General features: G+C 30.5%; 10 protein-coding genes and 1 riboswitch. Of the genes, 1 reads left to right on the forward strand and 9 read right to left on the reverse strand.

Features of this window, described 5'->3' with window-relative positions; genetic code table 11:
* Window positions 1-30: 30 nt before the first annotated feature.
* The 8 genes from grdC to ATCC9714_RS12750 form a co-directional block, all read right to left on the reverse strand.
* Window positions 31-1,566 (reverse strand): glycine/sarcosine/betaine reductase complex component C subunit beta, encoded by a 1,536-nt coding sequence (grdC, locus tag ATCC9714_RS12715; protein WP_055340367.1) that lies wholly within the window; start codon window positions 1,564-1,566, stop codon window positions 31-33.
* 181 nt (window positions 1,567-1,747) lie between these two features.
* Window positions 1,748-3,091 (reverse strand): glycine reductase complex selenoprotein B, encoded by a 1,344-nt coding sequence (gene grdB, locus ATCC9714_RS12720; RefSeq protein ID WP_080653439.1) that lies wholly within the window; start codon window positions 3,089-3,091, stop codon window positions 1,748-1,750.
* Between the two features lie 25 nt (window positions 3,092-3,116).
* Window positions 3,117-3,596 (reverse strand): glycine/sarcosine/betaine reductase complex selenoprotein A, encoded by a 480-nt coding sequence (gene grdA, locus ATCC9714_RS12725; protein ID WP_080653438.1) that lies wholly within the window; start codon window positions 3,594-3,596, stop codon window positions 3,117-3,119.
* A gap of 67 nt (window positions 3,597-3,663) precedes the next feature.
* Window positions 3,664-4,950, reverse strand: coding sequence for a glycine/sarcosine/betaine reductase component B subunit (locus ATCC9714_RS12730; protein ID WP_021127862.1), 1,287 nt, complete (start codon window positions 4,948-4,950; stop codon window positions 3,664-3,666).
* 66 nt (window positions 4,951-5,016) lie between these two features.
* Window positions 5,017-5,334: a thioredoxin TrxA gene (gene trxA / locus ATCC9714_RS12735; protein WP_021127861.1), complete on the reverse strand. Its 318-nt coding sequence runs from the start codon at window positions 5,332-5,334 to the stop codon at window positions 5,017-5,019.
* Between the two features lie 142 nt (window positions 5,335-5,476).
* Window positions 5,477-6,439: a thioredoxin-disulfide reductase gene (trxB, locus tag ATCC9714_RS12740; RefSeq protein WP_021127860.1), complete on the reverse strand. Its 963-nt coding sequence runs from the start codon at window positions 6,437-6,439 to the stop codon at window positions 5,477-5,479.
* 45 nt (window positions 6,440-6,484) lie between these two features.
* A complete protein-coding gene (locus tag ATCC9714_RS12745; RefSeq protein ID WP_021122738.1) occupies window positions 6,485-6,856 on the reverse strand; it encodes a GrdX family protein in 372 nt (123 codons plus the stop codon).
* Between the two features lie 95 nt (window positions 6,857-6,951).
* Window positions 6,952-7,072: riboswitch (glycine riboswitch) on the reverse strand.
* A 450-nt stretch (window positions 7,073-7,522) separates the two neighbouring features.
* The gene (locus ATCC9714_RS12750) at window positions 7,523-9,217 is read right to left on the reverse strand and encodes a M3 family oligoendopeptidase (protein WP_057545488.1); all 1,695 of its coding nucleotides are present in this window, start codon (window positions 9,215-9,217) and stop codon (window positions 7,523-7,525) included.
* A 259-nt stretch (window positions 9,218-9,476) separates the two neighbouring features.
* On the opposite strand from ATCC9714_RS12750, the gene yidA reads away from it, so the two are divergent.
* Window positions 9,477-10,286 (forward strand): sugar-phosphatase, encoded by an 810-nt coding sequence (gene yidA, locus ATCC9714_RS12755; RefSeq protein WP_057545487.1) that lies wholly within the window; start codon window positions 9,477-9,479, stop codon window positions 10,284-10,286.
* Between the two features lie 135 nt (window positions 10,287-10,421).
* On the opposite strand, the gene ATCC9714_RS12760 is transcribed toward yidA, so the two are convergent.
* Window positions 10,422-13,085: an S-layer homology domain-containing protein gene (locus ATCC9714_RS12760; protein ID WP_057545486.1), complete on the reverse strand. Its 2,664-nt coding sequence runs from the start codon at window positions 13,083-13,085 to the stop codon at window positions 10,422-10,424.
* Between the last annotated feature and the right edge of the window lie 170 nt (window positions 13,086-13,255).

Here is a 13,255-nt window from a genome sequence, read left to right on the forward strand (position 1 = left end):
CTACTTTTTATCTATACTCAGTCAAATTTATTATTCTTCTATTAACATATCTTGAGCTAATTTTCTCATTGATTCTGCTATTATTTTCTTTATTTCTTCCTTAGAAACAGCAGCAGCTTCTTCTTCTACACCTTGATTTCTTTCTACTATGAAAGAAACACCATCGAATAAGTTAGTCATTCTACCTAAGAATAAACTTCCTTTACCAACTATCATAGCTCTATTTTTATCACCATTAGTTAAATCATCTATACAGAATCCTATATATGGAACTCCTGATGGTATATGTCCTTGAGTTGGAGCCCATCCTGGTATTCCTCTTTCACTTACAAAGTTCTTTAATTCTTTTTTCTCTAAGTCCCCACGTTTAACAGCAAGAGCACCTATCATTTTGTAGTTAGCTTCTGGAACATCTCCAGCTCCAGCTGGCTTAGTTATATCTGGGTTTTGCATTTCAACTGAGTAAACATCAACATCAGTTATTTTTAAGTTAGCTCTATCAAGACCTGTAGTTATTAAAGCAGTCATAACAGCTTGTGGAGAAGATCCTGTTCCAACAGTATGTTTTCCTGTTAAGTCAGTTCTTATTATTGGATTTACACCATCATTTTCAGAAACTAGTATAGCGAATCCTCCAACAACATCTTCTAAAACTGGAAGACCTTTTTTAACATGGTCTTTAGCATTCATTCCAAGCTTAGCACTAGCTCCACCTGCAACTACCATAACATTTTTATAAACTCCTGATTTAACAAGTGCAGCAGCATTTATTAAAGCATGAGTAGGTCCAGCACAGAATCCTCTTGTATCAGAACCAGAAGCATTTTGAAGTCCAGCCATTTCAGCTATAGACTTAGCAAAGTTACCTCCACCTCTTTGGTTCATATCTCCACAAGCCTCTTCTGAACACTCTATAACATAATCTATATCTAATGGATTTATATTATTTTTTCTAATTAATTGTATAGCTGCAACAACTCCTGAAGCCTTAACAACTAAGTTTTCAAACATTGTATGAGCATTTAAGTTAACATCAACATCATGAGCTCTTTTTACATATCCAACTAATTCACCATCATGGTATAATCCTTCAGCATGGTGATCAGCTATTAATTCTTTTGCATCATCTATATTATCTCCCTTAACTTTTCCAAAGAATGGAGCTAGTTCTGGGTAATTATTTTCAAAATCAGGTTTTATATTATTTACAAAATCTTCTTTTAACTTAACTAAGTCAAAAGCATCACATATTTGCATCATTAATAAGAATTCATCTTGAGGCATTATTTCCCCAAGTTTTCCTTGTCTAGTACCTTCCATTTTATGTTCGCACCAAGGAAGAGCTATCTCTCTTAATTCTTCAGGTCTATTGTTTCCTATATAAACTTGGTTTGGTATGTAGTTTACAACTTCTTCATATCCTCTTATATGGTTTTTTACTTCTTTTAAAAATTCTGAATCTGGATGTGTTTCTCTTTCAACAGCACAAGTAGTACCATTTTGAACTATCATATCTGGTGTGTGAACTAAGATGTAGCTTGCCCCTTTTAAAACTGGAAATGTCATATTATTTACCCCCAATGTATATATGTATTATTTTTTTCAACGGACCAAATAATAGCCTCGTTGCTAAAACCTACAATATTAGATTCATTTTATTATTAATTTTACTTATAATATCTAAAAAATAGATGGGTAAAAATACCCATCTATTTAATTTTTTATTTACTTATATACTAAGCTTAAATTAAGCTTTTGCAGATATATCTTTTAAAGTTATATCTTCTTCAAATACTGTTTGACCGTCAACTTCAGTAGTTAAAGCAACTAAAGCCTTTTCAACTATTTTTCTTCTTAAAGCTTTTTCCTCAGCTGGATCTAACTTAGGATTTCCAAGAGGATGAGGTATAGCTATAGCAGGAACTATTCTATTAGCTCCAACTGTTAAAGATATAGGTACTACTGTACAGATATGAACAACAGGAAGTCCTGCTCTTTCTATCTCTTTTACCATCGTTGCACCGCAACGAGTACAAGTACCTCAAGTAGAAGTTAAGATTACTGCATCTACGCCTGCATCTTTTAGTTTTTGAGCAAACTCAGCAGCAAACTTCTTAGAACTTGCAACAGCAGTTCCGTTACCTGTAGTTGAGTAGAATAACTCATGTAAAGATCCTATAGCTCCTTCAGCTTCTAAGTCTCTTAAAACATCTACTGGTAAAACTCTATCCGCATCTAGATTACAATAAACTGGGTCGAATCCACCATGAGCAGTTTCATAAGTGTCTTCAGTTAAGTCCATAACACCTGCTATACTGTACTCACCGTACTTAGAAGCAGAAGATGACTCTATTCTGTCTGGGTTTCCTTTAGGAACTATACCACCAGAAGTAACTAAAGCTATCTTAGCGTGAGCTAAATCTTTTATAGCTGGGTTTGGATCTACTCTATCAAAGTTTGGCATTGGATATTCAGTTTTGAACTCTTCGCCTTTTATTTTCTTTAGTAACATATCTACAGCTCTCTTAGAACCTCTTTCTTTAGCGAAGTAGTTAACTCTTATTCCTCTTTCTATATAACCTTCTTCAGCTGGAGATCCTATCTCTTCACCTTTAGCTAACTTTTTAGCGAAAGCTGCTATTTTTGGAAGAGCCTTTCTCATACCAGCAGCAGAGTCAGCAGTCTCTATTATATAAAGTTCTTTTTTGAACATATCTGCTCCTGGGTTTTCAACGTACATTCCTGTTAAAGCTGGTATACCTAACTCGTCTTTTACAAACTTAGTTATTGTTCCTGCAGCAACCCCGTATCTACCTGCATTGAACGCTGGACCAGCTATAAATAATTGTGGATTGAAGCTTTTAACCATTTCTAAAACTTCTTGGCTAGCAGACTCCATATTTTCTCCAAAGTAGCTATCCCCACAAACTACAGTTCCAACTATTTCGATTTCATCCCCTAATAACTTGTTTAATTGTGCACTTATTGGAGGTAAGCTTTCAGCTATATGTGGCTTAGTATCAGCTTTTTCTTCTCCACCAATTCCTGCGAAGAATTGGTTTACGTAGTGAACTACTCTTATCTTTTCCATCTTATCTCAACCCCTTTTGATTTGATTAGGCATTATATTTACAGAATTGATCTCTTATACTGTTCATTTCTTCAACTATTTCATCAACTTCAAGAACCATTTCCATCATACTTATTTGATCTTCATAAACTGAATCATCGAATAATTCTTTTACTTCTGGTTCAACAACATGATAAACAGCTAATCCTAACTCAACACCAGCAAGCGGTCCAGCGAAAGTTGGATCTCCAGCAGTTACTGTTTCAGCTGCAAGACCTGCAGCTTCGGCTTCAGCAGCACCTAGTAAAACCACAACATTTTCAGCACCGAATTTTTCAGTAGCTTCTTTAACTCTGTTTTGGTTTTCTAAGTCCATAGCCCCAGCAGCAGTTCAGACAAAACATTCTGTTGAAGCAAAAACTATTTCAGTATTTTCTACAGTGTTTACACACTCTTCTATAGCAGGTCCCGGAATTCCATCACGGTCACCTATTATTATGATTTTTTTATTACTTAATGCGCTCATAATAATTCTCCTTTTCCCTTATATTTTTTATTTTATATTTAACTTTAATTTTAAAGTTGTTTCTATATTAATATCCTTTAGCTGTTAAGAATCCAAATCCTGTTTCATTAGTAGCTCCAGTTATAACTTGTATCTCAGCTTCTATAGATCCATCTTCTCTTAAAGATCCAGAAGATCCACCAGCTATTACATCAGCAACCTCAACATGTCCTATTACTCTATCCATCTTAGGTAATATAACAACTTGGTTAGCATTTCCTCCTGTTACAACAGCATCTGCCTTAGCATCTGCATCAGCTAATGATTGAGAAGCACCATCTCTACCAGCATACTCATCAGTAACTATAACAGTTTTTACACCTTGACCTTCAATTTTCTTGCAGTTCATTATAAGGTCAGTATCTGGGTTCCCGAAACCTTCTTGAGATACTATAACAGCATCTAATCCTAATTGCTTACATAATTTAGCAGTCCAGTTAGAAGATCTTTCTTTATCTGCTAAGTATACGTTTTCATTAGTTATGATAACACCTACAAAGTTTATTTCTTTTCCATGTTGAGCATATAAATCTTCAACTACTGAGTTGTTCATGTGTACATAACTTGGGTTTTTGTCACAAGCAGAAACACAGTTACCACTTACTATAGCTCCATCCATTAATTCAGTTGGGTATAATAAAGTTGGTACTATTTGCTTAGCGTCAACTCCATATACGTATGTATCATGTAATAATCCTTGAGTTTGAAGCATGTATACATATCCTACTTTTGGAAGTTCTGGATATTCAGCTATTGATTCAAGTAATGGCTTAGTTTCGTAAGTTACTACTTCATCTGGAGTTAAATCTTTAGCTAATTGTCCTAAATAAGTAGCAGCTTTAAATCCTATCATTCTAACAGCCTTTTCATGTTCATGTTGCTTTAATCCATCTATTGGTTCAGCTATAACAACTACGTTGTTTAACTTAGAAAATGGAGTGTACTCAGCTCCAGGTCCAGTCATATCTATTATACCTTCTTGGAAACCAACTATTTTACCAGTTGTAACAACTCCCACATTCTTAAGTGCATGAGTTCTACCTTCTCCAACAGTATCAACTTTAGATATAACACCTGGGAATATTCCACCCTTACCTTCAACTTTGACTCTCGGTTCTATAACGTCTTTAACTGGTATTATTCTAACACTTTCTCCAGGACGAACTATATCTAAATCTATTGATTTTATATGCTCATCTCCACCAATTACATTTAACATCTCTTCTTTGTTGATGTATAATACTGAATCTTTAACTTCTGTTACTGCTCCAAATTGTACATCTTTTATAAAGATTTTCCCTAACTCAAGACGCATATTGGCACCCCCTATTTTTTTGAACTTAATTTATTTTAACGGGGAAGTTTATCCCCCATTAATTTCTTATAAGTACTTCTTTATCATAGCTTCTATGTTAGCAACTGTTGCATCATCCTTAGTTACTTCGTCTATTTTAGCTCCATCTTTGTATATAGCTATAGTTGGAAGACCTAAAACCTTCTCTCTTATAGCAACTCTTCTAGCTTTAGTAGTATCAAACTTACAGAACTTTATATTTTCCCCATACATTTCTGCAAATCTTTCTATATCAGGAAGTAATGCTTTACAAGGTTCACAACCTTGACTCCAGAAATCAACTAAAACTATCCCTTCAGCTTCTAATACTTCTGGATCGAATGTGTTTTTTTCTAATGCTATCATTTCTAAATCCCCCTTATTGGATTTTTATATATTTAATATATTTTTAATATATTATTAGCTATTATAATTTTTAAAGTACCGTTCTAAGTAATGTCTAGGCTTTGCCTAAACATCATCCCCCGATAACCTTAGTAAACGTACCTTAGCAGTTAGTAGCTTCTTCTTCGAAGTTTGCTTCTACATATTTTTCAGCTGTAACAGCAGCTATAGCTCCATCAGCAGTAGCTGTAACAACTTGTCTTAAAGATTTCACTCTACAATCCCCTGCTGCAAATACACCTGGTATATTTGTAAGCATATTATCATCAGTTTTTATGTATCCACGTTCATCCATGTCTACTTTATCCTTAAATAACTCAGTTTGAGAATCAAATCCTACGAAGATGAATATTCCCATTGTTCCATCTTCTTCATCAGCGAAATATTCATTAGTTTCACCTGTTTGAGTATTTTTAAATACTACAGATTCAACTAATCCATCACCTTTTATCTCTTCTATTACTGTATCTAATAAGAATTCTATCTTATCATTAGCTCTAGCTTTATCTTCTATAGATCTAGCACATCTAAGACCTTGTCTTCTATGAACTATAGTAACTTTTCTAGCAAACTTAGTTAAGTATAATGCTTCTTCTATTGCACTATCTCCTCCTCCAACTACGAATACTTCAAAGTCTTCAAAGAAGTCTGCATCACATGTAGCACAGTAAGAAACACCTTTACCTGTTAATTCTTTTTCTCCAGGGCATCCTAATTTTTTAGGAGTAGCTCCAGTAGCTATTATAACAGTCTTAGCTCTGTACTCACCTTTTTCACCTTTTAATACTTTTATTTTTCCATCTAACTCAGTATCAACTATAGCATCTCTAACTATTTCAGCTCCAAACTCTTTACATTGTTCTACCATTCTTGCTATTAGACTAGGTCCAGTAGCATTTTCAATAGATCCTGGATAGTTTGCAACTTCATGAGTTATAACTATTTGTCCACCTGTTTTTCCTTTTTCAAGTATTAAAGTCTTCATTTTAGCTCTTGCACCGTAAAGACCAGCTGCAAGACCTGCAGGTCCACAACCTATTATGACTATGTCATATAAATTTTCCATTACCTACGACCCCCTGTTTCTAATTTAATATATATACATCAAAGTTTATGCATACTGCATTCTTTGAATTGTATTTCTAATTATATCAAAATCTATTACTCTGAAATCGTCTAAAACTCTTTCAGTCCATAAAGGAGTTGCTTTGTTGTTTTTAAATTTTTCTGCTGTTTCTATTGCATCTTCAATTAAATTTAGTGAATTTGTGTCTAAAGATTTCCCCTTTTTAATTATGACTGTACGATATGGTGTCTCATTGGGTTTTACGCTCCCATAAAGCGGATGTGATAGTAGTTCATACCCCTCATGAACTAAATCTCTACAATATTTTAGTGTTCCTATATAGTCTGTATCTAACGTTTTAATTTCAATATTTTTAACGTTTTCCTCAACAATAGGATTGTTAGTGATTATTAACATAGGTCTACACTCACTTTCAAAATTTCTTTTCTTAAACTAAAAAACAGGAAACTAAGTCCCCGCTTAGTTCCCTGTCAAATACATCTTCAGAGATCCGTCCAGCTAAAGTCCTTTTACCTGAGAATTTCACTTAAATCCTTTTGGGATGGTTTTAAGTTTGTCCCTTCGGTCCCTTCTAATGTCCCCACATTAGAAGTCGTCTCCCTCAACCTTCAAACGGTTTAATTTTTAGTTTTGACTATCCCTTTTGTTGCTTGTGTTTCTTGTATTTCTTAATTACATTATATCCACCATGTTAAATATATACAATAGTTTTTTTAATATTTTTTTAAGTTTTTTTGTAATAATTGTCTATTTTTTGTCAAACCATTGCTATTGCTATATTCTTTGAAATAATCGTTTTCTAAGGTCTTTTGTATACAATACTAACTATTCCTACGCTTTATATTTATTCTAAATTTTCTTAAATATTCCTCTTTTTATTTTTAAATTTTTTTGACCTTTTTTATCCTAATAATCCTTATACAAAATAATATTTTAAAAAATAATTTTCATTCTATTTTTATAAATATTAGCCTTTTAAAATTGACTTTGATTTTGTACTAAATAAAAAGAGATTAAAAATCCAAATAGAATTTTTAATCTCTTTTTTATCTTATATAAATATTACATATTTTTATCATTAACTGATTGTAAGTAAGAGTTAATACTTTCAATTACGCTACTTACACAACCTTCTTCAAAAGGAGATATTAAATTAGCACAACTAACAATATCTAAGAAAGACTTAGTTCCACCAATTTTACAAATATTTAAATAATCTTGCCACCCTTTAACTCTATCAACTTGCATTTTATTCCAAAATTGAAGTGCACAAATTTGAGCTAAAGTATAATCTATATAATAGAAAGGATTTTTAAATATGTGGCCTTGCTTAAACCACCATCCACCTTTTTCTAAGAAATCATTGCCTTCATAGTCTTTGTGAGGTTGATATTTTTTCTCAAGATCTCTCCAAACAAGTTTTCTTTCTTCTTTAGTAAGATTTGGATTTTCATATATTATATGTTGGAATTCATCAACTAAAACTCCATAAGGTATAAATTTAATAGCACTACCTAAGTGAGTAAATTTATATTTATCAGTATCTTCTTTAAAGAATAGTTCCATCCAAGGCCAAGTTATAAATTCCATACTCATAGAATGTATTTCACAACTTTCATATGTAGGGAAGTTTATATCAGGTATTTCTATCCATCTAGACATATACACTTGAAAAGCATGTCCAGCTTCATGAGTTAAAACATCTATATCATCTGCTGTTGAGTTAAAGTTTGAAAATATAAATGGCGCTTTATAATCTGGTATATAAGTACAATATCCTCCAGCACCCTTACCTTTTTTAGTTTCTAAATCCATTAATTCATGTTCAAGCATATACTTAAAGAACTCATCAGTTTCTTTTGATAACTCAGAATACATTAATCTTCCATTATTCATTATAAACTGAGAATCTCCCTTAGGTTTTGCATTTCCACTGTTAAACTCAAAGTTCTCATCAAAATATCTAAGCTTTTGAAGTCCTAACCTTTGTTTTTGTCTATCATATAACTTAGATGCAACAGGTACTATGTACTCACTTACTTGTTTTCTAAACTTAGCTACCATTTCAGAATTATAATCAGTTCTTAACATTCTTATATAACCTAATTGTACAAAGTTATCAAAGCCTAACTTTTTAGCCATCTTATGTCTTAACTTAACTAATTTATCAAATATTTCATCAAACTTTTCTTCATTTTCTTCAAAATATCCATAATATGCTTTAGATGCTTTTTCTCTTTCATCTCTAAATGGAGATGTCATATATGGTCCAAGTCCTGAAAGATTTCTTTCTTCTCCATCAAAAGGAATCTTAGCTGATGCTAAAAGTTTAGTGTATTCAGATGCAAGCTTATTTTCTTCTTGCAACTCACTTATTATTTCTTTTGAAAATGCTTGTAGAGAATAATCTGCTATTGACATAAATTGCTTACCTAAATCTTTAGTAAGTTCTTCTTTAAATTTAGAATTTACTATCTGTTTATAAAATAAAGAATTTAATTCTTCATAGTGAGGACCATTTTCATCCCAATATTCTTTTTCTTTTTCATAAAATTCATCTGATGTATTTATACTGTATCTTATAGATACTAAAGTAGCCATACTTTCTATATGATTTCTTAATTTATTTATTTCATCAATATTTTTCTTTAATTCTTCATAGCTTTTACTATCTTCCATTGATTTTACTAAATCTTCAAACTGTATCCTTATCCTGCTATAATCAGGTCTTTCATATTTAAATTCACTAAACTTCATTTTATCACTCCTATCTTTAAAATTAATTGAATATATTAATAATTATTATCTTATGTAATTTTTAATAAAATAATAGCTTCATTATTGTAGATTTTTTCTATTATATCTTTCAATCCCTACTTTACTATAGTAGTAATTCAAAGTCAATTGAGCTATAAGCCTTAATTTATTGATATACCTTTTTCTAACTATTGATATAATTTTCTATATAATATAAACTGTATTTAGCAAATCAAAATAGTATATTGGGAGGAATTTAATGTATAAACTAATCGCTTTAGACATAGACGGTACTTTACTTAATAGTGATAAAAAAGTTACTGATGAAGTATTTAATGCAATACAAAAAGCTAAAGAAAAAGGTGTTAAGGTTGTTTTATCTACAGGGAGACCTCTTCCTGGAGTTCAATCTTTATTAAAAGAATTAAAATTAAATAATGAAGAAAATTATGTAGTTACTTTTAATGGAGGTCTTGTTCAAGAAATTAGTTCTCAAGATGTTATTTCTAATATAGAAATGAGCCATGAAGATTTTGATTATATATATAATGAATTAGCTAAAAAACACAATATAAAAATTCATATAAATACTCCAGATTCTTTGGTTGTTCCTTATACTGAAATCCCTAAGTATAGTGTTCATGAATCTAAACTTAATAATATACCAGTAATCTCTATGGATGAATCTGAAATAAACTCTGATATAACTTTCTGTAAAATTATGCTTGTTGATGAACCAGAAGTTATAGAAGATATAATACCAAAAATTCCAAAAGAGTTTCATGATAAATATACAATAGTTCGTTCTGCTCCATTTTTCTTAGAGTTTTTAAATAAGAAAGTTAATAAAGGTTCAGGGCTTCAAGCTTTATGTGATAAATTAGGTATTGATCCATCAGAGGTTATAGCTGTTGGAGATGAAGAAAATGATAGACATATGATAGAGTTTGCAGGCCTTGGTGTCGCAATGGGTAATGCTAGAGATAGTATAAAAGAAATTGCAAATCATGTTACTGAGACTAATAATAATCATGGTGTTGCCAAAGTTATAACTGACTTTATATTATAAAAATAGGTTTAGCCTTTAGGCTAAACCTATTTTTATAATATAAGTTTTTGTATTCTTTCAAAAGTAGTGATAATAATACTTTTTATATTAAACAAAAATAAAATTTCAATAAATAATAATTTTAATATAAATAGATTACTTAATTCTGCTTAAAGTGACAACAACTTCTGCTCTAGTTATATTATTTTTAGGTCTAAATGTTTTATCTTCATATCCATTCATATATCCTACTTCTATTATTCCTTCTACAGAGTTTAATGCCCAATTAGATACTTGATTCATATCTTTATATTTTGCTACTTTATCATGATTAGTATCATCTAGTTTCTTATAATTAGATATCATCTTAGCAGCTTGTTCCCTTGTAATTGGTTCATCAGGTTGGAATTCTGTTAATGAAACCCCATTAGCTACTCCATTAGTTACGGCTATATCTATTTCTATTTTAGCCCAATGTGTTTTTGTATCATTAAATACTTTTCCACTTGTTTTAGATAATCCAAAATACTTATTAAATATTTTTATAAATTCTGCTCTTGTTATTGAATTATCAGGTTTAAATGTTCCATCACCATATCCATTTATATGTCCACTTGATACAAAACTATTTATTTGACTTTCAGCCCAATGACCTTTTATATCAATTATATTTATATTACTTTTTACTATTACTTTAATTTCTTTTATAACTGTATTTTTGTCACTATCTGTTATAGAATATACCACTTTATATACTCCAGATTTTTTTGTATCCACGGTATTTTCTTTCACTATCACTTTTGGAGTTATATTCCCATCTTCTTTATCATTTGAACTTACTAGACTTAGCGGGTTAAATTTATCTCCCAATTTTATTGTTAGCTCACTAATACCTTCTATTGTTGGAATTTGGTTTGTTACCGTAAATTTTATTACTTTAGTTGTAACATTTCCATCACTATCGTTTACTGTATAAGTAATATTATACGTTTGATTATTTCCAGGACCTGGTTTTCCAACTACTCCTTTTACAGTTATTGATGATGGACTAATTTTGTCATGATCATCAATAACTGTAACTCCATCTAACTTTCCTGTTTTATTAAATTCATCTACTTCTTTTAAATGTATAATTTTATCTTTTAGTCCATTTATTACAGGAGCATCATTGGATAAGACGTTTACTTGTATAGATTTATATACTATATTTCCATGGTTGTCTTTTACCGTATAAACTACTGTGTAAACCCCTTTTAATGGGTTACTTGAATTTAACCCTCCTGTATTTTTTACAATCACTCTACCTTTTATATTTCCATCTTCTTTATCTGTTGCCTTTAAACCTATTCTATTATCATCTAATAGATCTATTGGTTTACGTGCTTTTATAGTTACATTATTGGCAGTTATTACTGGCTTTTCATTTTTTATAGGAGTTGAACTATCTCCATTATTAATAGTGTATATCCAAGTTGTTTTATTATTATTGTTTAAATTTTTCTTTAGTATAAATCGTTTAGATAAATCTTGTTTTATTGTGAAATCTCCTCTAGAGTTTACTTTTGCTCTAATATATTCATGATTTTCTTTTAATGGTTCTACATATAATGCGGTTCCATTATAATTTAATCTAGTTGTCCCAAGTACCTCTCCTTTAACATCCAAAGTCCGATTATCTTTTAGAAGAATACATCCACCTTGAACAGTACTAGTTGTAGTATCTTCTCCTTGGAAGCTACCATTTACCACTGGGTTTTCACTCATGAATCTAAAATCAACTACAGAATTATTTTTTAATGTAATATTATTTACATTAAACTTTGATCCTTTTTGTAATATAAGTTTAGCATTATCTTCTAATGATAAATTATTTATTCCACCAAGATTTAAATTTTCAGTATAACGATCTTTTTCTAAATTTAAATTTATACTACCATTATGGTTTGTTTTATCAAAACTATTTATAGTGCCTTTAGATCCTAGACTTATGTCTACTCTACCATTTAATGGCTTTAATAATCCACCTGTATGAATTGTTTTTTCAAGAACATTACCACTAAGATTAATTTCCACATCTAAATTTCTTTCTTCCCAATAATCACCTGCGTATATTCCAGATAATTTTGTTTCTGAGTTTGGATTTATTACATTAATTATAGATTTTGCTCCAATTTTACCTTGATTTTTAAAGCTTCCACCACTTATATATGGTCTGTCTTCATCTTGGGAATATCCTATTTTAGTATTAACATTATCTAAAGTTAGTTTATTTCCTGCTGTAAAAATAGTTGCTGATTTAGGGTTCTTTACTCCTAATATTTTAGTATTAGGTATATTAGATTCTTTTCCTAGAACAACTTCTGGAATCATTTTTAAATTAATATTTTTAAAAGTTACGTTTGCACCTAATTGTATTGGAGTTCTCAGTGAAAGTTCATCTGCATTAGAAGATACTGGATATGTATTATTTCCACTTTCAATAGTAATATTCTTATTAATAAATAATGGTAGAGCCGATCCATCAGTATGAGGATCATATTTAGTGTATTTAACACTTCCTAGAAGTTTTAATGTTCCTCCATCAGATATATTATTTAGTGCAGTACGTATATTCTGATATGGGCTTTGTTGAGTTCCATCTCCTAAGTTTAAACTACCTTCTCCATTAGATAGATACACTATACTCTTGCTATTTTTACTTTGACTATTTTTAGCCTGATTTGATTTTGTATTCTCTTCAGCATATACATTGTGTATATATGATACATTTGTAAAAACAAGAAGAGAAGATACAACTAATGATATAAGTTTTTTATTCATTTTTAATAAACTTTGTCTCTTTAAAATATATTATATAGACAAACCTCCTTTTAAATTTTATAGTTCTAATATTATATATCGGCCTAAATTTCAATACTTCAATATTATTGTTTTATACAAAACATAGTAGATTTACATACAAAATCAAAGAACTACTTAACTAAAAAAGG

The organism is Paraclostridium sordellii (genome assembly GCF_000953675.1).
GTDB classification, from domain to species: Bacteria; Bacillota; Clostridia; order Peptostreptococcales; family Peptostreptococcaceae; genus Paraclostridium; species Paraclostridium sordellii.